The organism is Bacillus altaicus (genome assembly GCF_042136375.2).
GTDB classification, from domain to species: Bacteria; Bacillota; Bacilli; order Bacillales; family Bacillaceae_G; genus Bacillus_A; species Bacillus_A cereus_U.
Genome location: NZ_CM143394.1, coordinates 2,005,977 through 2,031,107, shown reverse-complemented (window position 1 = coordinate 2,031,107; position 25,131 = coordinate 2,005,977). Strand labels below are relative to the sequence as shown.

Here is a 25,131-nt window from a genome sequence, read left to right as displayed (position 1 = left end):
GGGAGAAAATTCATGGCATGGGAGATTTTTAGCATCATAGGCACAATCGCCTTCGCACTAAGCGGAGCCATTGTTGCAATGGAAGAAGATTATGATATTTTCGGGGTATATATTTTAGGAATGGCAACCGCATTTGGGGGAGGTGCCCTTCGTAATTTATTAATCGGTTATCCAATCGTCGCATTTTGGCAACAAGACATGTTATTCCAAATCGCACTATTATCAATGACGATTATTTTTCTTTTTCCAAATAAATTAATTAGACATTGGAAAAAGTGGGAAAACATCACGGACGCCATCGGTTTATCAGCATTCGCTGTACAAGGAGCACTATATGCTCAAAAACTAGATTTACCAATTAGCGCTACAATCGTAGCTGCTGTTTTAACAGGCATCGGCGGCGGTATTATTCGCGACCTTTTAGCTCGCAGAAAACCTCTTGTCCTCCGAGCTGACGTATATGCGTTTTGGACGATTTTAGCAGGTTTCTTAATTGGCGCTAAAATTATCGTTAGCGATTGGGCTCTATACACCTTATTCATTTTAATTGTTTGCTTCCGCATGATTTCTATTCATTACAAATGGCATTTACCGCATAGACGTATTGATACAAAGGAACGTTCAATGCATAAATAGCACTCTAACCTCTTTACATATCGTAAAGAGGTTTTTCTTTTCTAACGAGTTTTTCTTTACATAATGTTAATACTAATTTTTAAAGCGAGGTGAATACAAATGACAAACCATGTTAATAAAGGTGCTCAAAAAAGCTCAGTAGACCAAATTACACACGATCCTAATTCAGCACACGAAAAAAGCGCTAAAATGGAACGCTTCCATAAATCTTACCAAGAAAAAGCGAAAAAAGAGTAACGTACTTATACATCAAAAAATAGACGCACAGTTTACGTACTGTGCGTCTCCTCTTCAAGCATCAAATCCATACTTGATATCCCAATTAAATCATATTTATCATACGTATCCTCTTGTAACAATCGCATAGCTTGTGTGCGAATTGATTTTTCAACAATATTCCGTACGTATCGCCCATTACTAAACGATGTAATTTGTGACGAATACTTTGCCGCGTGTAAATGATCTCGAAATTTCCACTCTGCTTCTTTCGACAACTGATATTCACGTTCTTCATACATTCTCTTTCCAATTTCCAACAACTGATTTACCGAGTAATCCGCAAATTCAATAATAAACGGAAAACGAGATTGTAATCCTGGGTTTAATGAAAGAAAATGGTTCATCTCTCTTGAATATCCAGCTAAAATTAATACAAAACCGTGTTGCTTATCTTCCATATGCTTCACAAGTGTATCAATAGCTTCCTTCCCAAAATCCTTCTCTCCACCCCGCGCTAATGAATACGCCTCATCAATAAATAAAATCCCTCCCATAGCCTTCTTTATTAAATCCCTTGTCTTTTGTGCTGTATGTCCGATATACTCACCTACAAGATCAGCACGTTCAGCTTCAACTAAATGCCCCTTCGATAAAATATTCATCTCAAACAACAATTTCCCTATCATTCTAGCAACGGTTGTCTTCCCAGTACCGGGATTCCCCCTAAATAACATGTGAAGCACTTGCTTCTCAGACTTCAACCCCACCTCTTGCCTTTTTTTATTTACATAAATCCAAGCATAAATTTCTTTTATTATCTTTTTTATATCATCCATCCCAACAAGTTTTCCCATCTCTTCTTCAATTCTCTGCAACATCTCATGTTTAGTAGTGGTTTCACTTGAAATTACCGTTTTATTTTCTGATGCCGGTAACGAAATTTTCTTTCGATGGTTTAATACAATATTAATTTGATTGTTATTTTTCTTACGCATCGATTGTTCCATACAATCACCTCATTTTATCCACTCACCAAATATTATTATTCCAGTCCCTCTTGCAAATGCCTATTTTCAGAAAAGTTTGCTATAATATAAGAAATAATCAAGGTGGTGGGACTATGGAAACAACGGAATTCCATGATACAATACAAGCCTTTTCTATTTTTTTATTGAATAAAGGCCGAAAGTCTTCAACCATTAAACGTTATGTTTATGACATTGAAGATTTTGGACATTGGTTAGAAAAAAACAAAAAGCTCCCTTCCAGTAATATATGGGCAACACTTTGTACAAAAGACTATGAAGATTACTTTTCAGACTTAAAAAAGAATCGACACTACTCTGAGAAAACAATGCATCGTGTATTTATTGTATTAAATAGAATGCATCATTTTCTTAACATTCCAAATCCATTAAAGAATATGGAAATTACTATTCAACCAAACCGTGCATTGCGTAATGAAGATTTCATTTCATCCGATGAAGAAAAAAGATTAAAGCATATAGTCACTTCATTAGAAGGACTTTCAGAAAAACAACGTCCTGTTCGTCCGTTATTAATGGATCGTAATATCGTCATTTTAAGTCTATTAATCGACTACGGACTATCCTTACAAGAGCTTACAGCATTAACTATGCATCACGTTCATTTTGAAACTAATACACTTTCTATTCCAGCAACCGCAGGAGTAGAAAGAACAATCCCATTAGCAGTCGAAGACAAAAAACAACTGTACACATATTATAAAAGTATTCCAGAACCAGTTCGTCCTAAATACCATAGTAATGACCCATTGTTTGTTGCATTCGATTTTAACCGTGGAACATACAGATGGGTATATGAAAACGACGCACCAAAAGCACTAACAGAAATCGCTATTCAAAAAATGATCCGACTTGAAGTAGCAAGAGCGAATTTACGTAAAGGCATTTCTGGACAACATTTCCGGAACACATTTATTTTACGCCTAATAAAAAAACAAACCCCAGAGCCAGAGATCATAAAATTAATTGGCTTCAAATCAAAAATTTCACTAAAACGGTATTATCAATATGCTGAAAATAAAAAAAACGCCCTATAATAAGGCGTTTTTTTATTTTTTTCTCGAAACAATTAATTTCACTATGACCATTTAACTACTCCCTGCATCTACTATGATGAGTTTCGTTCACATTCTTATTAGAAAGGAGAGATTTAATGTCTCGCTTTAACGACAATCAAAATAAATACTCCAATCCATGCTTTCCAACTAGCGCTGGACGCATTCCAACTACCCCAACGATTCCAATTACTAAAGCGCAAATTAGAACATTCCGCGCAATCATTAACGATTTAATAAAAATAATCCCTAAACTTTTCGCCAATCCATCTCCCAAAAACATAGAGGATCTAATAGATACATTGCACCTACTAAGCAAATTCATCTGTTCACTAGACACTACTTCCGCTCTGAAAGCACAAGGATTAGCCATCATTAAAAACTTAATAACTATATTAAGAAATCCAACCTTTGTAGCAAGTGCTGTATTTATTGAACTTCAAATTTTAATTAATTATTTACTTTACATTACAAAGTTATTCCGAATTGATCCTTGTACACTCCAAGAACTCCTTAAATTAATTGCAGAGTTACAAACTACTCTAGTTAATTCAGCTTCGTTCGGCAGAGGACCTACTGGACCTACTGGACCTCAAGGTAATACGGGCGCTACTGGTGCCACTGGTCCTAGAGGTAACACAGGCGCTACTGGTGCTACCGGACCTAGAGGTAACACAGGCGCTACTGGTGCTACCGGACCTAGAGGTAACACAGGCGCTACTGGTGCTACCGGACCTAGAGGTAACACAGGCGCTACTGGTGCTACCGGACCTAGAGGTAACACAGGCGCTACTGGTGCTACCGGACCTAGAGGTAACACAGGCGCTACTGGTTCCACTGGACCTAGAGGTAACACGGGTGCTACCGGTGCCACTGGACCTCAAGGTGCTCAAGGTAACACAGGTGCTACTGGTGCTACCGGACCTAGAGGTAACACAGGTGCTACTGGTGCTACCGGACCTAGAGGTAACACAGGCGCTACTGGTGCTACCGGACCTAGAGGTAACACAGGCGCTACTGGTGCTACCGGACCTAGAGGTAACACAGGCGCTACTGGTGCTACCGGACCTCAAGGTAACACAGGCGCTACTGGTGCTACCGGACCTAGAGGTAACACAGGCGCTACTGGTGCTACCGGACCTAGAGGTAACACAGGCGCTACTGGTGCTACCGGACCTAGAGGTAACACAGGCGCTACTGGTTCCACTGGACCTCAAGGTGCTCAAGGTAACACGGGTGCTACCGGACCTCAAGGTGCTCAAGGTAACACGGGTGCTACCGGTGCCACTGGACCTCAAGGTGTTCAAGGTAACACAGGTGCTACTGGTTCCACTGGACCTCAAGGTGTTCAAGGTAACACGGGTGCTACCGGTGCCACTGGACCTCAAGGTGTTCAAGGTAACACGGGTGCTACTGGTTCCACTGGACCTCAAGGTGTTCAAGGTAACACGGGTGCTACTGGTTCCACTGGACCTCAAGGTGTTCAAGGTAACACGGGTGCTACCGGTGCCACTGGACCTCAAGGTGTTCAAGGTAACACGGGTGCTACCGGACCTCAAGGTGTTCAAGGTAACACAGGTGCTACTGGTTCCACTGGACCTCAAGGTGTTCAAGGTAACACAGGTGCTACTGGTTCCACTGGACCTCAAGGTGTTCAAGGTAACACGGGTGCTACCGGACCTCAAGGTGTTCAAGGTAACACGGGTGCTACCGGACCTCAAGGTGCTCAAGGTAACACGGGTGCTACCGGTGCCACTGGACCTCAAGGTGTTCAAGGTAACACGGGCGCTACTGGACCTCAAGGTGCTCAAGGTAACACGGGTGCTACCGGACCTCAAGGTGTTCAAGGTAACACGGGTGCTACCGGACCTCAAGGTGTTCAAGGTGACACGGGTGCTACCGGACCTCAAGGTGTTCAAGGTAACACGGGCGCTACTGGACCTCAAGGTGTTCAAGGTAACACGGGCGCTACTGGACCTCAAGGTAACACAGGTGCTACTGGTATAGGAGTTACCGGACCTTCTGGACCTTCTGGTGGGCCTCCTGGACCTACTGGGCCTCAAGGTGCTCAAGGTGGCACGGGTGCTACCGGACCTCAAGGTATTCAAGGTAACACGGGTGCTACCGGTGCCACTGGACCTCAAGGTGTTCAAGGTGACACAGGTGCTACCGGACCTCAAGGTGTTCAAGGTGGCACAGGTGCTACCGGACCTCAAGGTGTTCAAGGTAACACGGGTGCTACTGGTTCCACTGGACCTCAAGGTGCTCAAGGTAACACAGGTGCTACTGGTTCCACTGGACCTCAAGGTGTTCAAGGTAACACGGGTGCTACCGGACCTCAAGGTGCTCAAGGTAACACGGGTGCTACCGGACCTCAAGGTGTTCAAGGTAACACGGGTGCTACCGGACCTCAAGGTGTTCAAGGTAACACGGGTGCTACCGGACCTCAAGGTGTTCAAGGTAACACGGGCGCTACTGGACCTCAAGGTGCTCAAGGTAACACGGGTGCTACCGGACCTCAAGGTGTTCAAGGTAACACGGGTGCTACCGGACCTCAAGGTGTTCAAGGTAACACGGGCGCTACTGGACCTCAAGGTGTTCAAGGTAACACGGGCGCTACTGGACCTCAAGGTAACACAGGTGCTACTGGTATAGGAGTTACCGGACCTTCTGGACCTTCTGGTGGGCCTCCTGGACCTACTGGGCCTCAAGGTGCTCAAGGTAACACGGGTGCTACCGGACCTCAAGGTATTCAAGGTAACACGGGTGCTACCGGTGCCACTGGACCTCAAGGTGTTCAAGGTAACACAGGTGCTACCGGACCTCAAGGTGTTCAAGGTAACACAGGTGCTACCGGACCTCAAGGTGTTCAAGGTAACACGGGTGCTACTGGTTCCACTGGACCTCAAGGTGCTCAAGGTAACACAGGTGCTACTGGTTCCACTGGACCTCAAGGTGTTCAAGGTAACACGGGTGCTACCGGACCTCAAGGTGCTCAAGGTAACACGGGTGCTACCGGACCTCAAGGTGTTCAAGGTAACACGGGTGCTACCGGACCTCAAGGTGTTCAAGGTAACACGGGTGCTACCGGACCTCAAGGTGTTCAAGGTAACACGGGCGCTACTGGACCTCAAGGTGTTCAAGGTAACACGGGCGCTACTGGACCTCAAGGTAACACGGGTGCTACCGGACCTCAAGGTGTTCAAGGTAACACGGGCGCTACTGGACCTCAAGGTGTTCAAGGTAACACGGGTGCCACTGGACCTCAAGGTATTCAAGGTAACACGGGTGCTACCGGACCTCAAGGTGTTCAAGGTAACACGGGTGCCACTGGACCTCAAGGTATTCAAGGTAACACGGGTGCTACCGGTGCCACTGGTATAGGAGTTACCGGACCTACTGGGCCTAGCTTCCCAGTAGCGACAATCGTTGTAACAAACAACATCCAACAAACCGTACTCCAATTTAATAACTTTATTTTTAGTACTGCAATTAACGTAAACAATATTATCTTTAACGGCACAAATACAGTTACTGTTATTAACGCTGGTATTTATGTAATTAGCGTATCTATTTCTACAACTGCGCCAGGATGCGCTCCACTTGGAGTAGGAATTTCAATTAATGGAGCTGTTGCTACTGACAACTTCTCTTCAAATCTAATAGGCGACTCACTTTCATTTACTACAATCGAAACATTAGCTGCTGGAGCAAACATTTCTGTCCAATCTACTCTTAACGAGATTACGATCCCTGCAACAGGAAACACTAACATTCGTCTTACTGTATTTAGAATCGCTTAAATTTCACTATTTATTGTTTATGGCAAATAAAAAAAGAGCGAGAAACTCGCTCTTTTTTGTTATGTACAATAATTCATTACTACTCTAATTCAATTGAAACATTTTTTTGTGGTACAAATGTAGAAATTGCATGTTTATAAATAAGCTGTTGCTTACCTTCTGTTTCCAGTAGGACTGTAAAGTTATCAAAACCTTTAATTAATCCACGAAGCTGGAAACCATTTAATAAGTACAGCGTAACGAACGTATTCTCTTTACGGAGTTGATTTAAAAACTGATCTTGAATATTGATTGATTGCTTCATGTCGAATCCTCCTCTTTTTCTCTACTTAACTATTATTCGACTTTAGTTGTAGCTTTCCTTCTATGTATCGTAAAATTTCTGACGTTTTTTCACCATCAGTAACATCGAACCACGCGACATCCATCTTATTACGGAACCACGTTAATTGACGTTTTGCATAACGGCGTGAATTCGTCTTTAATTGTGATACCGCTTCTTCTAAAGATACACGATTCTCAAAATAATCATATATCTCTTTATAACCAATCGCTTGAATAGATTGACAATCTCGCACTCCTCTTTCATGTAAACCTTTTACTTCTTCTAATAAACCTTGTTCAATCATTAGGTTAACACGTAAGTTAATGCGATCGTATAGCATTTCTCGATCCATTGTCAAGCCAATTAATGAAACATCGTACAGTAACTCATTTTCTTGTTTTTCGAGCTGGTTACTCATTTTTTCACCCGTCGTGTGAAAAATTTCTAACGCCCGAATAACACGCCTTACATTATTGGCATGAATACGCTCCGCACTTTCTGGATCTACTTCTTGCAACTTTTTATGTATATATTCCACACCGCGTTCTAATGCTAATTTTTCCATCTGTTCTCGGTATGTAGCGTCCCCAGCCTCATCTGTAAACTGGTAATCGAATAGAACAGATTGTATATAGAGACCGGTTCCACCAACAATAATTGGTAATTTCCCGCGCTCAGTAATTTCTCGAATGCACTTACGGACACGTTCTTGAAATTCCGCCACAGAAAATGAATCTTCCGGATCTTTTATATCAATCATATAATGCGGAATTCCGTCCATCTCATCTGTCGTCACCTTTGCAGTCCCGATATCCATCGTACGATAAATTTGCATGGAATCACCACTAATAATCTCACCATTCAACGCTTTTGCAAGATCGATACTTAATTTCGTCTTCCCGACAGCAGTTGGCCCAATGATGACAGCAACTTTTTCACGTTGCACTTCTCCCATATCATTCAACTCTCTTTATGTAATATACTCCATCTATTGATTATACCCAATCTTACCAATTTTAACGGCATGATTGCAAGTTCTTTGAATCTAGTACATGAAATTATACATAAAAAAAGAGCATAGCTTGTCCAATTCTGCATATACATGATAAAAAATAGCTCGGAGAGGGTGCAATGACTATGAAACAAGCGACTATCGATTTTCCATTATTAATAAAGGACCTTATTTTAGCGACCGCTACAAAAGAACAAAATTGTTCACAAGAAGAATTATACTTCGCACTAAATTGTTTACTACGTTCCTTTCATTCTACTCTTCAAGAAACAGCATTACATCCAGAAAATAAAAATACAGAGTATATGCAAACTCAATTTTGCACCGCGTATAAAATTATTACAGGTAAAACAATTTACCCTTTTCAATAATTCTTATATAAAAAAAGCGGCCGCTTAGACATTTTCAAGCAGCCGTTTTTTATTTCAATACCTTATTTTATAACTTTCACTTTAACGGATTTACGACCCCAACTATCAGCAGTGCTATCTGAACCAACTAAAACGTCAATACGGTTTCCTTTAATCGCACCACCAGTATCTCCAGCAATTGCTTCTCCATATCCTTCCACCCACACTTTTGATCCAAGAGGAATTACTTTCGGATCAACAGCAATAACTTTCATATTTGGATTCGCTGTTAAATCATGCCCCATCGCAGTTAACACACGACCACCATATGTGCCATTTTCACTCGGATTAGCTGTGTAAGCTGTCGCTTCTACTGTTATTTCACGACCAGCAGGTGCACTTGTTTCAGTAGATTTCGCCACTGGCTTAGCTGCTGGCTTAGCTGCCGGCTTCGCTTGTGCTACTGGTTTACTTGATGCCCCACTTTTAACAGATTCTTTTCCGTTAACTGCCGTATCATTTTTAGCCGGAGTTTTCTCCTTAACTGATGTATCATTTTTAACCGCCGTTTTCTCCTTAGTTGGCGCTTCATCTTGAGCTGGAACTTCTTTTCTTTCAATAACAGGTGCTGTACCTGTTAAAAATGGTACGTGAACATACGCCGCTTTCCCGCCATATTCGAATTGTAACCATTCGTTTTGTACTTGATTTGTCGTTTCAATCAAGTCATCTTTTTTAAGCGTGCCAAGAATTTCTGAATCAGTATTCGCTCCAGCACGAACGTTTAATACGTTTGCTGTTACATAATAAGAACTTTTCGTAAACTCAGCACTTACAAACGCTTCTTTGCCATCTAATTTAATTTTGGACCATCCGTTTTCTGTATTTATAACATCTAATTTATTTCCACTTAACATTTTACCTACAAGCTTTGATTCTACAGTCGGGTTTTCTCTAACGTTTAATACATCTGTTGTTACAATCGTTTCCGCTTTAGCAGAACCTGCAAAAATCCCAAGACCAAAAACTGCTGCTGTTGCTATACCTAATAATTTTTTCATGAATAGCCTCCATTTGCTTTGTTTTCGTGTTCTCATTATAGCAACAGTTTTTTGGGGAATTTCGAAAATCACACAATTACAAAGCACTCGTAATAAACGATTAATGATTTGTAACATAAATTTCCATATTAAAGAATTGTATTCCCATCAAAATTAGCAATAGTTTTCATATATTTCTCACACATTAGCATAAGAATTTTTTTCCAGAAAAAATTACAGTATTACTTTTTTGTTACAAAAAAATCACTTTTCATTACATCTTTTACCAAAATCCATCATAATCCAATTATTAAATTACTTTTTGTAACAAAAAAGGAACAACTCCTATTAGCTGTCCCTTTTTATCTTTTATTTAACTTTCTTCTTCCAAACACCTATCATAATAGCTGAAACAATCGTCCCAATTAATATAGAGAAAATATATAGCAACGGTTTATTCACTAATGCGATAACAAACAATCCACCATGCGGTGCCGGCAATGTAATTTGGAATAACATAGATAAGGCACCCGCGATACTTGAACCAGCAACACAACTTACAATTACACGTACCGGATCGGCAGCGGCAAATGGAATAGCACCTTCTGTAATAAACGACGCTCCCATAATATAATTTGTTAAACCAGATTTACGTTCCGCTTCTGTAAATTTTGTTTTAAAGAATGTAGTTGCTAATGCAATCGCAAGTGGCGGTACCATACCACCAGCCATAACAGCAGAGTGCACTCCAAAATTCTTTGCTTCTATTGCAGCAATACCAAATGTAAATGCAGCTTTATTAATTGGACCACCCATATCAATTGCCATCATACCACCTAAAATAAGTCCTAATAATATAGCATTCGTACCACTCAAACCATTTAACCATCCTGTTAACATTTCATTTAATGCTACTACAGGCGGGTTTACTACTTTTTGCATAACAACTCCTGTAATCAACAATCCAAAGACTGGATATAACAAAACAGGTTTAATTCCTTCTAACTGTACTGGTAATCCTGAAAATAATCTTTTCAATCCTAAAACAACATATCCAGCTAAGAAACCAGCAATTAATCCACCTAAAAATCCCGCATTCGCTTGTGCTGCTAAAAACCCACCTACAACACCAGGCATAAAACCAGGTCGATCAGCAATAGAGCTTGCAATAAATCCAGCTAAAATTGGTACAAGGAATAAGAAGGCTCCTTTTTCTCCACCGCCAATAGCCATTAATATTTCAGCAATAGGACCTTTTGCCTTAATTCCACCGAACATAAACGCTAGCGCGATTAAAATCCCGCCACCAACGACGAATGGAAGCATATTACTTACACCGCTCATTAAATGCTTATAAATTCCCAACCCTTTTTCTTTCTCTACACTTTCTGCCTTCCCATCCTGTTTTACACCCTTAAAGATTGGTGCATCTTGTTTTACAGCTCGATTAAGAAGGATTTCAGTTTTTCTAATACCATCAGCAACCGGCACTTGAATGACATGTTTTCCAGCAAAACGATTCATTTCTACTTGTTTATCTGCCGCAACGATAATCGCTGTTGCACGTTCAATATCTTCTTTCGTTAAACCATTCTTTATACCTGTTGATCCGTTCGTTTCAACTTTAATGGCTATACCTAACTCTACTGCTTTTGCTTTTAAACTATCCGCAGCCATATATGTGTGAGCGATACCAGTTGGACAAGCTGTAACAGCTAATACGTATGGTTCATTCCCTTCTGGCTTTGCTACTTCAACTTCTTCTTTTTCTTCTTCTTTTTCATTCTCTTTTTCATCAAATAAACGAAGAAGTTCCTCTTCATCCTTTGCTTCTAATAATTGTTTACGAAAACCTTCATCCATTAATAATGTAGATAGACGAGACAACGTTTCTAAATGAGTATTATTCGCCCCTTCACTTGCAGCAATCATAAAGAATAAATGAGAAGGCTGTCCATCAAGCGACTCATAGTTGATACCGCTTACACTTCTACCAAAACAAATCGATGGTTGTTTAACGGCATTCGTCTTCGCATGAGGTATAGCAATACCTTCACCAATTCCTGTTGTACTTTGTGACTCTCGCTTTAAAATAGCTTCTTTAAATTCAGCTTTATTATTTAAACAATTCGCACCATTTAATTTCTCAACTAATTCATCTATGACAGCTTCTTTATTTGAAGCTGTCATATTCATAATGACTGTATCCCTTTTTAATAGTTCTGTAATTTTCATATGTTGCTTCCCCCCTATCGCTTAACTACAACTACTTGCGACAACAATTCTTCTACTTTTTCCTTTGTACATAAATCTGCTGAAAATGCTGTTGCACTCCCCGTTGCAACACCATATTGAAATGCTTTTTCAATATCTTTTGTCTGTTCATATTTACCTACAAATCCTGCAACAAGGGAATCTCCCGCCCCAACTGAATTAATTACAACACCTTTTGGAACAGTTGCTTCATATATACCTTCTGCCGTAAATAATAAAGCTCCATCTCCTGCCATTGATACGATAACGTGCTCTACACCTTGTTCGATTAATTTTCTTCCATACGGTAAAATGTCTTCTACTGTTGAAAGCTCCACTCCGAATAACTCACCAAGTTCATGATGATTTGGCTTTATTAAAAATGGCTTATTTTTAGTTACATGCTGCAGTGCACTTCCACTTGCATCTACTACTACACGAATACCTTTTTCGGCTCCAAACGCTGCGATTGATTCATAAAAGGTAGTTGGAATAGAGGAAGGTACACTTCCGGCTAGTACAACACAATCTCCAGATTGCATACTTTCGATTTTTTTCATCAATTGTTCAAATTGCTCATTTGTCACACTAGGACCTTGTCCATTTAGCTCTGTTTCTTCTTGCCCTTTTATTTTCACATTAATTCGGGAATCTCCGTCTACTTGAACGAAGTTTGTTGTTACACCTTCCGCATGTAATACATCTTTAATAAATTTACCGGTAAATCCACCGGTAAATCCAAGCGCTACATTTTCAACATCTAAACGATGAAGAACGCGAGAAACATTAATGCCTTTCCCTCCTGGAAATTTCATATCTTTCTCTGCTCGGTTTACTGTTCCTAAATCGAAAGAATTAACTTGTACTACATAATCAATAGATGGGTTTAAAGTAACTGTATAGATCATTGTTTATCAGCCTCAATTACATTGGTTTGTCTTTTATATTTTTCTAAATCAATTTCTAAATGATTTGTAATAATGCTTGCATCTTCAACATTTGCAATTTTTGCAAACGCAACTTCTGAAAATTTACTTTCATCAATTAAGAAATACCCTTCGTTCGCTAATGTTAATGCCATTTGTTTCAAGAGTGCTTCTTCTGGATCTGGCGTTGTATACCCTAACTGTTCATGTACACCATTAGCTCCTAAAAAACATTTATCAAAGCGATACTTCTGCATACTTTCCTGTGCCATAGCACCAATTAAAGCTTTCGTCCTACTCTTCATCATCCCGCCTAGTAAATACGCACGAATATTATTTTCAACTAAAGCTTCAATGTGCATAAGTCCATTCGTTACGACAGTAACATCTTTATTTATTAAAAATGGAATCATTTCAAATGTTGTACTTCCTGCATCTAAATAAACGCAATCCCCTTGTTCAACAATACTAGCCGCATGCTTGGCAATTTGTTGTTTTATTTGAATGTTTTTGGATGATTTTTCAATCATCGTTGGCTCCTGTCCTTTTCCTGTTAAAACAGAGGCACCACCATGAACTCTTTTTAATAACCTTTGTTTTTCCAATTGTGCTAAATCACGACGAATTGTCGATTCAGAGCTTTCTGTTCTTTCCACTAATTGCTGTAATTTAACCACTTTTTTTTCTTTCACAAGTTGTAGTATCATTTGATGACGTTCAGGAGTTAACATCTTCTTCACCTCTTCTTTGATTACAGTATAATGAAAGTGATCACAAAAATCAACCATAAACAGTCATAAATAATCACTAACAATCACAATCGGTTATAAACAACAAAAAAGAAACCTATTTGATACAACAATCAAATAGGTTTCTTCTCTCGCTTCACTTATAAAGAAGCTTTATAAATTGCAAGAACATCATCTTTATTTAATTTTTTAAAGTTACCGAATTCACCATAAGCCATCGCTTTATCCGCCATCAAGTCAATTTCACTTTCTCTAATAGCGTAATCAGCTAATGTTACTGGCGCTTCAATCGAAGTCCAAAATTGACGTAACACCTCAATTCCCTTTAATGCAATCTCTTTATCGGTCTTCCCATCTGTTTCTACATCGAATACACGAATAGCGAACTGTTTAAAACGACTAATATTTTCATCTACAACATGCTTCATCCAGTTCGGGAATAAAATCGCAAGGCCACCCCCATGTGGTATATCATGAACAGCAGAAACTGCATGCTCAATATTATGGGTTGCCCAATCTCCTCTTACTCCCATTGCTAAAATACCGTTTAAAGCCATCGTTCCGCAATATAAAATCGTTTCCCTATGCTCATAATTTTCTAAATCATTTAAAAGCTTAGGAGCTGTTTCAATTACTGTTTTTAAAATAGACTCACAATAACGATCTTGTAATTCTGTATTCATGCCGTGATGGAAATATTGCTCTAATACGTGCGACATAATATCGACCATACCATAAATTGTTTGGTCTCTCGGCACAGACGCAGTATGTACTGGATCTAAAATTGAAAACTGAGGGAATGTAACCGGACTGCCCCAGCCGTACTTTTCATTCGTTTCCCAGTTTGTAATTACAGAGCCTGCATTCATTTCAGAACCTGTTGCCGCAAGAGTGAGTACAGTACCGAACGGTAACGCCTCGCTAGCAAATGATTTTTTCGTTACAATATCCCATACATCTCCATCATATTTACTACCAGCAGCAATCGCTTTCGTACAGTCGATTACACTTCCTCCGCCAACCGCTAAAATAAATTCGACTCCATTGTCTTTACAAATTTGAATCCCTTTCTTTACTGTTGATAAACGAGGATTCGGTTCAACACCCGTCAACTCAAACACTTCCGCATTTATATCCTTTAAAATAGAAATTACATTATCATAAATACCGTTTCTTTTAATACTTCCTCCTCCATATACGAGAAGAACTTTTTTACCGAACTGTGGAATTTCAGTTTTTAACTGCTCTAATTGTCCTTTACCAAAAATAAGTTTTGTTGGATTACGAAATACAAAATTTTGCATATATCTTTACCATCCCTTCCATATGAAAAGCAACTATACTTTTGTATACCACACTTTTTTAATTTCACAAACAAATTTGCTTAACAAAAAAACCCCAGCCTTAAAGGCTGAGATTTTTTATTGATAATAAGGCGAGATCATTAAGTAAACAATAACACCAGATAAACTTACATATAACCAAATCGGCATCGTCCAACGTACAATTTTACGGTGACGTGTTAATTGATTCGTAAAACCAAATACTAGTGCGAACAATGCAAGTGGTACAATAATCGCCGCAAGGATAATATGTGTAATTAAAATGATGAAATACACATATTTAATGAATCCTTCTCCACCGAAATGTGTTGCTGGTGCCAAGTAATGATACGATAAATATGACACACAAAATAATAAAGTCGTTGTAAATGCTGCAAGAATAAAGCCACGATGCATTTTCACATTCTTTTTAATAATAGAGAATAAAGCTGCTAATAAAAATACAAACGTAAAACTATTAAAAATTGCATTTAACATTGGTAAGATAGTTACATCAAAATGTACTTCTCCTTCATATCCCACGGGTCCAAAGAACAAAAATAAAATAATCGCATTTACAATTACAGAAAGCGTTATCACAATAGGAGCATAGCTTTTCTGATTAGTTGATTGATTCACCAATATGGTCACTCCTCTTCCTTCAAATATGTATACGTAACCTCACTATTTTAACATATTATTCACAGTGTAAATGTGACAATAGTTTGACACAGTAAGACTACACAAAGAAAAAATCCTTCTTAATAAAACTTCTTAAGAAGGATTTTATCGCTTTATTATTTAAATAGCAATGCAATTAGTTTTTATTAAAAAACGTATTGCTATACGCTTGATATATTTCAGACACTTGATATCCCATTAATGAAATTGCTGTTAATGAAAAGAAACCAATCATAAGAAATCGAAACCACATATAAATCTCCTCCTTGTATTTAGCTTAAAAAGCGTTGGCTACATAACAAGTTGGATGGCATTCTTCTTCATCACTTTCCTTCTTCTTCACAATCGCCGTTATAAAACGAATCATAAAGAATATAACAAAAGGAATTTGTTTATCATTTATATTGGCATAGTTTAGCAACGGTTCTCGTTGTAAATCGAACGGGGATGAGAAGGAATAGAACATACCTTGCTCTTCCATATATACGATTACAATTTTCATACAAAATACTATCCCGAGAAACGAAACAATATCTTGCCATTCTGTCGTATATAACAGATTATATAGTTCTAATACGTACTCTTCCATCATCATCCCCCCTTCCTTTTTTACCATTTTGCTCTCCTTCATATAAAAAGTCAAGAAAAAAGTTTATATTCACTATGACAATAGTAATTACTCTTTTCTTTACTTATATATGAAGCTTTTCTAGCAATGATTGGATATACCATTCTTCGAAAACAAGATATCATAGGAAGTTCGATAGCCGAATTCATGCTATCGGTAAAATAATATGTGACGTCAAGAACAGGACGCTAAAACATCGGAATACGAATCTGTACGGTATAGTGATAGTACCTAGCTCACGAACCTATATGGTCTGTCGTGAGAGTGGTGATGGCACACCGCACTCTTGCACGTCAGCGATACCAGAAATGGACTTCGCCTTTGGTAGCAAGAATCCCACTGACATTAGTCAGCTTGCCCCTTTAAGGGTGGGAGTGTCAAATAACCTATTGTTGTTTTTTATTTATGTAAATTACTTTGTCGTATTCACATCTAAAGTTTTAAGAGATTCTTTTCCATCTCTCAAATAACTATTTATGAGACTTAAAAGTAACTTCCCACCAACCAACATCGCACGTTCATCAAAATCAAATTGAGGATGATGATGTGGATATGTTGCTCCTATTTCTTCATTACCCGCACCTGTGAAGAAAAATGCTCCTGGAACATGTTCTAAGTAATACGCAAAATCTTCTCCACCCATAATCGGTGGTACTTCAATGACTCTGTCTCTTCCAAGATCACGTTTCGCAATCTCCATAAAATGACTCGTTTCATCTAAATGATTTATTAATATTGGATAACCGCGTTTATATTGAATATTAACTTCAGCATGAAGAGACTGACAAATCCCCTCAACAACTCGTTTAAATTCCTTCTCCATAAATTCTCTCACTTCAGTATCTAACGTCCGAATTGTCCCTGTAAATGTAGCAGTATCCGCAATAATATTATCTGCTTGACCAGCATGGAATGTACCAACTGATAATACAGCAGATTGCAACGGATCTACTTTTCTACTAACTAAAAGTTGCAATTGATTAATAACTTGTGTTGCAACGATAATGGCATCTACAGTATGATGCGGCATACCGCCGTGACCACCTCTCCCTTGAATCTTCACTTCAAAAGTATCAGCTGCAGCCATCATTGCTCCAGCTTTCGCCCCAACAATTCCTACAGGCATTTGAGAAGATAAATGTGTGCCAAAAACAACATCTACTCCTTCTAAACAACCATCCTCAATCATGGCAATTGCCCCACCAGGTTCTTTCTCTTCTGCATGTTGATGAATAAGGATTATTTTTCCTGAAAGTTGGTCTCTGTTATCACTTAATATTTTTGCAACACCTAAAAGTGTTGCTGTATGTCCATCATGGCCACAAGCGTGCATTACGCCAGGAACCTTTGATCTATATGAAACTTGCTTTTCATCTTGAATCGGCAGTGCATCAAAATCAGCACGCAACGCGATCGTCTTCCCAGGTATTCCACCTTCAATTACGCCGATTACCCCTCTTCCCCCGACATCTATTTTCACATCAATATGAAAACTTTTTAAGATTCCAGCTATTTTTTTCGGTGTTTCTATTTCTTGAAACGATAGCTCTGGGTATTGATGAAAATCTCTTCGCCACGAAACCATTTGATTATATAAACTTTCCAATTCTTTATGCCATGTTTCTATCATAAAAATTCTCCTTTCTTTTTAACACTTTACATAAAAGTACATAATATTCTGCATTTAATCAATAAAAAAGAGAACTTTCTTTAAAAGTACTCTTAATTCTCCAAAATATGAAACATTCTATTCTAATTATTATTTTGCTTTAATACAAAAACTGAAAGTTCAGGTACACTCCAAAACCTGACAGGCATTCGAGTCGTTCCAATACCTCGATTTACATATAAATGTAACGGCTTACTCTTACCTTCTAATTCATACATACCTTCAACATAGCTCTCAGCTAATTTTGTAGTAATTAATGGACCTACAAAAGGAATCTGAACTTGTCCTCCGTGACTATGTCCTGACATTTGAAAATCAACTGGATAACGAGCTACTTTGTCTACAACATCAGGCTCATGTATTAATAGCATATTGAAATCTTGTTGTCTTAAGTTTTTTAAAGTCGAATCTATTTGTGGTTTCCCTAATAAAAAATCATCCAAACCTGATATTGTAATATACTTGCCATTTTCCGATTTAATTTTCTGTACTTCATTTACTAAAACAGAAAAACCAGCTTCCTCCATATACTTTTTGTAAAATAAACTACCACCTCCACCTCTATCATGATTCCCAAACACAGCATATTTTCCTAGGGGAGCATGAATTTTCTGCAAAATGACTTTCGCTTCTTCTCTTTCCTCATTATAAGATCCAAACTTATCTATTAAATCTCCTGTAAAAACTACTATATCTGGATGTAACTCATTCATCTTCTCCACCAAATTTTCTAATTGTTTCAGTGTAAACTCTGGCCCTAAATGCACATCTGAGAATTGCAATATCCTTTTATTATTAAACTCTTTAGGAATCGTCGAAGCTTCTATTTCATTCCACGTGACTGTTACTAGTTTTCGTTCTATTTCTGTCGCATAAAAATACAAGCTTACTGAAATCATTACTATACTTATTAAACCAGTAATGATAATTTTTTTAAAGTTTGATATGTTTTGTTCTTTCTTCACACGATGAGTATTCATGTTTTCACCTCTAGAAGTACTTTAAAGCCTTATTGTTACATTAATGTGACAACATGAACAATGTTAGTTATATCCAATTTCATCCCGCTCACTTCCACAAGTTTATACAGAAGTCACAACATATTTTTATACTACCTTATTTCATATCTTATAATTAAGAAACTACCTTCTAATAAAGAGCAACCTAAAATAAAGAACAAATCTGTATCCGCTTAAATTGAATGTTTATAAAGTGGTCCTAAAAAATATTACAAATATCATTTTTTTTTGCGAATGTATGTACGTACACTTGTTCTCGGATGTTTTATACGTTATAATAACAACTTAAATAGCATTATTTACATATGAGGTGAAAAACATGAATAAAACAGAATTAATTAAAAGCGTAGCACAAAATGCTGAGATTTCTCAAAAGGAAGCTACTGTAGTTTTACAAACTGTAGTAGAATCAATCACTAACACTTTAGCTGCTGGTGAAAAAGTACAACTTATCGGATTCGGTACATTCGAAGTTCGTGAAAGAGCTGCTCGTACAGGCCGTAACCCACAAACTGGTGAAGAAATGCAAATCGCAGCTTCTAAAGTACCTGCTTTCAAAGCTGGTAAAGAACTAAAAGAAGCTGTAAAATAATAAAAAATGGCCTTCTCGTTTATGAGAAGGCTATTTTTTTCATGACATAATTAATAAAAATCTGACCATTGTGCTGTTTCTTTTGTTCCTTTATACAAATAAAACCTTTACTTTCAAAGAAAGGTTTTGCTGTAATACTCGCCTCTGTATATATATCCCTATGCTGCAAGTTCACTGCTTCTTTTTCTAACTTCTGTAATATGTATGAAGCTATCCTTTTCCCTTGATACTCTTTATGCGTAAATAAGCGATCTACGTAATGATCATCATTATAATCCCCAAATCCTACTATCACACCTTTATAATCAGCAACGTAACAAATATTCTTTTCTAAAGACTGTAGCCATCTCTCTCTATCTAGTCGCTCTGGGGCCCACGCCTGTAGCTGTAACTCGGTATAATCTTTTGCATTAACCGTATGGACCGTTTCATAGAACAATTGTAATACTTGCTCTAAATCCTCCTTCTGGAATGTTCTAATTATAATATTTTTTAACATATATGAGTCTCCTTCTTAAACTAACACTTAGCTTTTCTACTATCTAAGATTCAATATTTCTGCTATATTATATCTTTTTTCTTTCTATACGAACAAAAAACAATACTTAATTCAAAGTATTGTTTTTTGTATAAAAGCATCTTCAATTATTCTATAAATTTTATTATTTTAATTTCACTCTTTGTAATCTTAATGCATTTAATACGACTGATACAGAACTGAACGCCATCGCTGCACCTGCAACCCAAGGTGCTAAGAAACCGAGCGCTGCAATCGGGATTCCTAAACCGTTATAAGCTAATGCCCAGAATAAATTTTGCTTAATATTTCTTATCGTCATCTTACTCATAAAGATTGCATCAGCAATACTATTTAAATCACCACGGATTAACGTAATATCTGCCGCTTCCATCGCTACATCCGTTCCTGTTCCAATTGCCATACCGATATCCGCCGTAGCAAGAGCAGGAGCATCATTTATTCCATCTCCAACCATTGCTACTTTCTTACCTTGCGCTTGAAGTTTTTTCACTTCTTCTGCTTTTCCTTCTGGTAATACTTCTGCAATTACATGATCAATGCCAACTTGCTTAGCAATTGCCTGAGCAGTTTGTGTATTATCTCCTGTAATCATAACAACGTCTAGACCCATTTTCTTAAGTCTTGCGATAGCTGCTTTTGAAGTATCTTTTACAGTATCTGCAACAGCAACTATACCAGCATATTCTTTATTGATCGCAATAAGCATTGCTGTTTTTCCTTCTCGCTCTAGTTCTTCCATCGCTTTAGAAACTTCTTCAATATCAATATTAAACTTCTTCATTAATCGGCGTGTACCAATTAATAATTGTTGCCCTTCGACAACAGATTCAATACCAAATCCCGGAATCGCTTCAAACGTTTCTGAACTTGGGATATCAATTTTCTTTTCTTTAATTCCTTCTACAATTGCTTCTGCAAGTGGATGCTCAGAATTTCTTTCTGCCGCACCTACTAAACGTAGTATTTCTTCTTCATGGAATCCATCTGCTACAATTACATCTGTTAACACAGGCTTCCCATTTGTCACAGTACCTGTTTTATCTAGAATAACTGTATCTAATCGGTGCGTTGCTTCTAAATGTTCTCCACCTTTAAATAAAATGCCATACTCAGCTGATCTGCCTGATCCAGCCATAATAGATGTTGGTGTTGCAAGACCTAATGCACATGGACAAGCGATAACAAGTACTGCTATCATTTTTTCAAGTGCTCCGCCAAAATCACCAGGTGTAACAAATATCATCCATACCGCAAATGTGATTATAGCAATCACAACTACAACAGGTACGAAAATACCTGAAATTTGATCAGCTACCCTTTGAATAGGAGCTTTCGAACCTTGAGCCTCTTCCACTACTTTAATAATTTGAGCTAATGCAGTGTCTCTTCCTACCTTAGTTGCCTTAACTTTTAAAAATCCATTTTTATTCATTGTAGAACCGATTACTACATCCCCAATTGTTTTATCAACTGGAATACTCTCGCCTGTTAACATCGATTCATCTATCGCTGATTTTCCTTCTACAATTTCTCCATCTACTGGGATTTTTTCACCCGGTTTAACATAGACAACATCACCAGCTACCACTTCTTCGATTAAAATTTTCATTTCTGTTCCATCTCGCACAACTGTAGCAGTTTTCGCCTGTAATCCCATTAATTTTTTAATTGCTTCTGATGAACGTCCTTTTGCTTTCGCCTCAAATAATTTACCTAAAATAATTAATGTAATAAGTACTGCACTCGTTTCAAAATATAAATCTGTCATATGTTCTGAAGAACCAATTGATTGAATACTTAAATAAACACTATAGAAATAAGCTGCGGACGTTCCAAGTGCCACAAGAACATCCATGTTTGCACTTTTATTGCGTAGCGCTTTATAAGCACCAATATAAAACTGGCCTCCAATTATAAACTGTACTGGAGTTGCAAGAGCTAGCTGCACCCATGGGTTCATAAGCATATCAGGTAAATAAATAAAAGATGTAAATGAAAAATGACTCACCATTGCCCACAATAACGGAAATGATAAAATAAACGAAAAAATAAACTTCTTCTTTTGTCGCTCAATTTCTTTTAAGCGGTGATCTGTTGATGAATCTTGCTCATCTGATTTTACTTCTAATTTATATCCTAACTTTGTAATCGCGCTCTTCATTTCATTTACATTAATTTCATCAGGATTAAAGTCAACTGTAGCCGATTCTAAAGCAAAATTTACTGTTGCTTTATTCACACCTTCTAGCTTATTCAAACGTTTTTCTACTCTATTCGCACATGCTGCACATGTCATTCCCGAAACAGTAAACTCAGCTTTATCACTTACAATTCCATATCCTAACGATTCAACTTTTTCTTTAAATTGTTGCGGATTAGTTTTAGTTGGATCGTATATAATTTTTGTTTTTTCAAGTGCAAAATTTACATTTGCATCTTGAACACCTTCTACTTTTTTAAGACCTTTTTCAATTCTATTTGCACATGCTGCACATGTCATTCCTGATATTTGAAGATTGGCCTCTTTTTGTTCATTCATGTCTCTCACCTCTATATACCCTTATAAGGTATAATTTTTAGCAAAATAAATCGTACTTCGTTTAAAGTACGATTTATTTCCGTATCTAAAAATAATTATTGAACATCGTATCCTTGATCTTCAATTACAGCAACGATATCTTTTAACGTTACAACTGATGAGTCGATAGTAACTTCAACAGTTCCTTCTGATAATTGAACTTTCACTTGTTCAACACCGTTTAGTTCTTTCACGCTGCCTTCGATAGAATTTACACAATGTCCACAAGACATACCTTCAACTTGTAATGTTAACTGTTCCATTTAAAATCCTCCTCTTGTTTCTTCATTGTTTGTTAATCACAACTACATCTTACCATACCCCCCTAAGGTAATCAATGGTTTTGTATCATGATTTTAATTCTTTTCTAAAATCTTTATTTTTTTTCTCCAATTATGAATTTATATATCTTCTCCTATATAAATAAAAGCCAAGCTAGTCAAATACTAGCTTGGCTTTTATGCTTTTGAAAAACGTTCAAATACTGTCATTAATTCTTCAATTGCTTCGTCACCATTACCATTTTTAATAGCTCCTGAAACACAATGACTCGTATGATTTTTTAAGACACCCATTCCTACTTTTTTCATCGCTGCATTAATCGCAGAAATTTGAACTAAAATATCCACGCAATAACGATCATTTTCAATCATATTTTGAATACCACGGACTTGGCCTTCAATTCTCTTTAATCTATTTATAATTTGTTCTTTTTCTTTTTCTGATCTATGTGTTACTGATTCATGGTCCTTATGATCCATATTATCACCTTCTTAAAGTTTCTCTTCATCCAATAAAACAATTACTTTTATGAGTATACCAATTATATCATCAAATATCTATGTAGGATACCCCATATGAGTATATTTTCGCTTTATGATTATTCTTAACACATCATTAGCTTCTCAGTCTCAATTAATATGATACCCTTTCTTTTTTTCAAAAAAACAATAATAAGCAGGGATTGTCCATCCCCGCTTATTATTCATCCACAAATATAAAAGTCTCAATTTTCACACGTGTAAATCGAGGCTTTTTTCTTCCTATATATAATTATTGCTGGTCACATACTTTTGTATCATTCACTACTGAAGTTCCTTCAACGGTTACCGTATGAAAACAGTCATTTACACGAACTGTCACAACATTATCTTGCCGATCAATGATATGATATTCATTAAAATTTTTATTCAGAGCACTGCGAATTTGTTCTCCTTCATAAATTGGAATGCCATGTGATAAAACCCAAATAAGCCCAGCGATAGCAAGAATAGTTTTCATACGATCTACCTCCTTGAGAATATAGTGAACTTTAAATCCGCGCTTTTTCAGCTTTACTAATCATAAATTGAATTAACCAAGCCCTTTTGGAAGTAAGTTCATTTCGTCTATTTTATGTTTATGCTAATTGTGACCGAATTGTGACAACTTTTTGTCTGTTTAGACGAAAAGTTGAAACAAAACTTTCAAAAAGGACAATTCTACTTATAAAAAAGGTTATGGAATGTTTCATCCATAACCTTTTTTCAGCCCTATTCTACAACTCATCCACCGTACTTCATGTGATTTTTGTAGACTTATTTTATTTTTATTCATCAACATCAAAACAAAATCTTGAAAAAACCTCCCACACGAGTTTATTTCTACTACTTACCCCAGTCTTTTCAAAAATGGATTTTAAATGATCTTGTACCGTGTATATAGATATACAAAGTTCATGGGCTAATTCCTTTGTCGACATACCTGTAAGAATTTTACGTATTACTTGCTTCTCACGTGTTGTAAAACTATACGCTTCCGTAATAAGCGGAAAGATTTCTTCCGGTCTTGCTCTTTCGAATAGAACAACATAACCACCCTGAAAACTACTTGTACGTTCTAACTTACTGGCCCGAATGATTAAAAAATGTCCATAGGCTAAAGGTATACAAACTTTTTCTTCTCTATTCATACAACCTACATTATATTCGTTAGCCTTTACTTTCGAACAAACCGCACGTATTGGCCTTGGTATTTCTTTTATATTTAACTGTTCATACTTTCTAAGATTTGAGAGCCAATCGCTGCCATCTTGATTCCAATATAATAAATTAAAATCCTCACTTAATATAATCGTGCCTGTCCCTATTACCTTCTCTTCTGAAAAAGGTTTAGGAAATGCCTTTTTTAAAGCCTCTCCAGCAATCGGGACTACCGTTTCCAAATACTTACAATCATCTATATGAAAAGCGGGACTTGTACTCCCTCGAAATAAACTAAGATGCCCAAAACAGTTCCCCTTACTCATACAAACGCCCCTTAATTCATCTCCAAAACTTGCTGGTTTTAAAATATTTCGGTATCTAGAGCTTTTCTTTTGTTCACCATTTGTCACCATACTAAGAGAAGCAACATGAGGATAGTGTTCTGATAAATATTTAAATTTATTAAAATCATCTTCTAGAAATTCATTCATAAACAATTGTGGATGAATCTTTTCAACACTTTCATCCGTAAATGCCCCAGTAGATAAAAAAGAAATTGGGTCTATAGCTGTAAAACAAGCGGCGTCAAAATCAATGACTTTACGTATTAAGTGGAGAAATGACTCTTGAAATGTCCTTATAGAACTTATACGATTCGCTACCATTGTAATTTCTTTCGTTATTTTTTCATACATCCTCTTCCCCCCAGATTTACGGGATTGT

General features: G+C 37.3%; 24 protein-coding genes. 6 read left to right on the top strand and 18 right to left on the bottom strand.

Going from position 1 to position 25,131, the window contains the following annotated elements; all coding sequences use genetic code 11:
* Positions 1-12: 12 nt before the first annotated feature.
* Together ACE38F_RS10710 and ACE38F_RS10705 are read left to right on the top strand one after the other, a co-directional pair.
* The gene (locus ACE38F_RS10710; protein ID WP_002111257.1) at positions 13-636 is read left to right on the top strand and encodes a trimeric intracellular cation channel family protein; all 624 of its coding nucleotides are present in this window, start codon (positions 13-15) and stop codon (positions 634-636) included.
* 99 nt (positions 637-735) lie between these two features.
* Positions 736-873, top strand: coding sequence for a hypothetical protein (locus ACE38F_RS10705; protein ID WP_002111258.1), 138 nt, complete (start codon positions 736-738; stop codon positions 871-873).
* A gap of 32 nt (positions 874-905) precedes the next feature.
* Here the strand turns inward: ACE38F_RS10705 and spoVK are convergent, their stop codons facing one another.
* Positions 906-1,862 carry a stage V sporulation protein K gene (spoVK, locus tag ACE38F_RS10700; protein WP_215553882.1) on the bottom strand — a complete coding sequence of 319 codons (957 nt, stop codon included), beginning with the start codon at positions 1,860-1,862 and terminating at the stop codon, positions 906-908.
* A gap of 113 nt (positions 1,863-1,975) precedes the next feature.
* On the opposite strand from spoVK, the gene ACE38F_RS10695 reads away from it, so the two are divergent.
* Positions 1,976-2,938, top strand: coding sequence for a tyrosine-type recombinase/integrase (locus ACE38F_RS10695; protein WP_215553883.1), 963 nt, complete (start codon positions 1,976-1,978; stop codon positions 2,936-2,938).
* A 116-nt stretch (positions 2,939-3,054) separates the two neighbouring features.
* Positions 3,055-6,759, top strand: coding sequence for a Gly-Xaa-Xaa repeat protein (locus ACE38F_RS10690; RefSeq protein ID WP_462782399.1), 3,705 nt, complete (start codon positions 3,055-3,057; stop codon positions 6,757-6,759).
* 79 nt (positions 6,760-6,838) lie between these two features.
* Here the strand turns inward: ACE38F_RS10690 and hfq are convergent, their stop codons facing one another.
* Both hfq and miaA read right to left on the bottom strand, forming a co-directional pair.
* Positions 6,839-7,063 (bottom strand): RNA chaperone Hfq, encoded by a 225-nt coding sequence (gene hfq, locus ACE38F_RS10685; protein WP_000813896.1) that lies wholly within the window; start codon positions 7,061-7,063, stop codon positions 6,839-6,841.
* A 25-nt stretch (positions 7,064-7,088) separates the two neighbouring features.
* On the bottom strand, positions 7,089-8,039 hold the full coding sequence (miaA, locus tag ACE38F_RS10680) for a tRNA (adenosine(37)-N6)-dimethylallyltransferase MiaA (RefSeq protein WP_375369359.1): 951 nt from the start codon (positions 8,037-8,039) through the stop codon (positions 7,089-7,091).
* Positions 8,040-8,221: 182 nt separating this feature from the next.
* On the opposite strand from miaA, the gene ACE38F_RS10675 reads away from it, so the two are divergent.
* Positions 8,222-8,467: a hypothetical protein gene (locus tag ACE38F_RS10675; RefSeq protein ID WP_002199601.1), complete on the top strand. Its 246-nt coding sequence runs from the start codon at positions 8,222-8,224 to the stop codon at positions 8,465-8,467.
* A gap of 62 nt (positions 8,468-8,529) precedes the next feature.
* Here the strand turns inward: ACE38F_RS10675 and entD are convergent, their stop codons facing one another.
* From entD to ACE38F_RS10630, 9 genes are all read right to left on the bottom strand, one after another.
* Positions 8,530-9,507, bottom strand: coding sequence for a cell wall-binding protein EntD (gene entD, locus ACE38F_RS10670; protein ID WP_375369360.1), 978 nt, complete (start codon positions 9,505-9,507; stop codon positions 8,530-8,532).
* A 348-nt stretch (positions 9,508-9,855) separates the two neighbouring features.
* Entirely contained in the window at positions 9,856-11,721 is a 1,866-nt protein-coding gene (locus tag ACE38F_RS10665; protein WP_215553887.1) for a PTS fructose transporter subunit IIABC, read from the bottom strand.
* Between the two features lie 14 nt (positions 11,722-11,735).
* On the bottom strand, positions 11,736-12,647 hold the full coding sequence (gene pfkB, locus ACE38F_RS10660; protein ID WP_215553888.1) for a 1-phosphofructokinase: 912 nt from the start codon (positions 12,645-12,647) through the stop codon (positions 11,736-11,738).
* Entirely contained in the window at positions 12,644-13,396 is a 753-nt protein-coding gene (locus tag ACE38F_RS10655) for a DeoR/GlpR family DNA-binding transcription regulator (protein ID WP_215553889.1), read from the bottom strand. Before ACE38F_RS10655 ends, pfkB begins: the two co-directional genes overlap by 4 nt.
* 158 nt (positions 13,397-13,554) lie before the next feature.
* The gene (locus ACE38F_RS10650) at positions 13,555-14,718 is read right to left on the bottom strand and encodes an iron-containing alcohol dehydrogenase (RefSeq protein WP_215553890.1); all 1,164 of its coding nucleotides are present in this window, start codon (positions 14,716-14,718) and stop codon (positions 13,555-13,557) included.
* Between the two features lie 117 nt (positions 14,719-14,835).
* Positions 14,836-15,378 carry a DUF420 domain-containing protein gene (locus ACE38F_RS10645; protein ID WP_341306058.1) on the bottom strand — a complete coding sequence of 181 codons (543 nt, stop codon included), beginning with the start codon at positions 15,376-15,378 and terminating at the stop codon, positions 14,836-14,838.
* Between the two features lie 316 nt (positions 15,379-15,694).
* A complete protein-coding gene (locus ACE38F_RS10640; protein WP_375369361.1) occupies positions 15,695-16,033 on the bottom strand; it encodes a hypothetical protein in 339 nt (112 codons plus the stop codon).
* Between the two features lie 424 nt (positions 16,034-16,457).
* The gene (locus ACE38F_RS10635; protein WP_375369362.1) at positions 16,458-17,675 is read right to left on the bottom strand and encodes an amidohydrolase; all 1,218 of its coding nucleotides are present in this window, start codon (positions 17,673-17,675) and stop codon (positions 16,458-16,460) included.
* Between the two features lie 122 nt (positions 17,676-17,797).
* Positions 17,798-18,694, bottom strand: a complete 897-nt coding sequence (locus ACE38F_RS10630) for a metallophosphoesterase (protein WP_375369363.1) — start codon at positions 18,692-18,694, stop codon at positions 17,798-17,800.
* 358 nt (positions 18,695-19,052) lie between these two features.
* Between ACE38F_RS10630 and ACE38F_RS10625 the strand changes: the two genes are divergently transcribed.
* The gene (locus tag ACE38F_RS10625; protein ID WP_001043913.1) at positions 19,053-19,325 is read left to right on the top strand and encodes an HU family DNA-binding protein; all 273 of its coding nucleotides are present in this window, start codon (positions 19,053-19,055) and stop codon (positions 19,323-19,325) included.
* 19 nt (positions 19,326-19,344) lie between these two features.
* On the opposite strand, the gene ACE38F_RS10620 is transcribed toward ACE38F_RS10625, so the two are convergent.
* The 6 genes from ACE38F_RS10620 to ACE38F_RS10595 form a co-directional block, all read right to left on the bottom strand.
* Positions 19,345-19,824 (bottom strand): GNAT family N-acetyltransferase, encoded by a 480-nt coding sequence (locus ACE38F_RS10620; RefSeq protein ID WP_375369364.1) that lies wholly within the window; start codon positions 19,822-19,824, stop codon positions 19,345-19,347.
* Between the two features lie 163 nt (positions 19,825-19,987).
* A complete protein-coding gene (locus tag ACE38F_RS10615; RefSeq protein ID WP_375369365.1) occupies positions 19,988-22,405 on the bottom strand; it encodes a heavy metal translocating P-type ATPase in 2,418 nt (805 codons plus the stop codon).
* Between the two features lie 95 nt (positions 22,406-22,500).
* Complete coding sequence (gene copZ, locus ACE38F_RS10610; RefSeq protein WP_002066751.1) at positions 22,501-22,707, bottom strand: copper chaperone CopZ; 207 nt, start codon at positions 22,705-22,707, stop codon at positions 22,501-22,503.
* Between the two features lie 195 nt (positions 22,708-22,902).
* A complete protein-coding gene (locus ACE38F_RS10605; protein ID WP_002014668.1) occupies positions 22,903-23,205 on the bottom strand; it encodes a metal-sensing transcriptional repressor in 303 nt (100 codons plus the stop codon).
* Between the two features lie 292 nt (positions 23,206-23,497).
* A complete protein-coding gene (locus ACE38F_RS10600; protein ID WP_000849103.1) occupies positions 23,498-23,725 on the bottom strand; it encodes a hypothetical protein in 228 nt (75 codons plus the stop codon).
* A gap of 307 nt (positions 23,726-24,032) precedes the next feature.
* Positions 24,033-25,103 carry a helix-turn-helix transcriptional regulator gene (locus tag ACE38F_RS10595; RefSeq protein ID WP_375369366.1) on the bottom strand — a complete coding sequence of 357 codons (1,071 nt, stop codon included), beginning with the start codon at positions 25,101-25,103 and terminating at the stop codon, positions 24,033-24,035.
* Between the last annotated feature and the right edge of the window lie 28 nt (positions 25,104-25,131).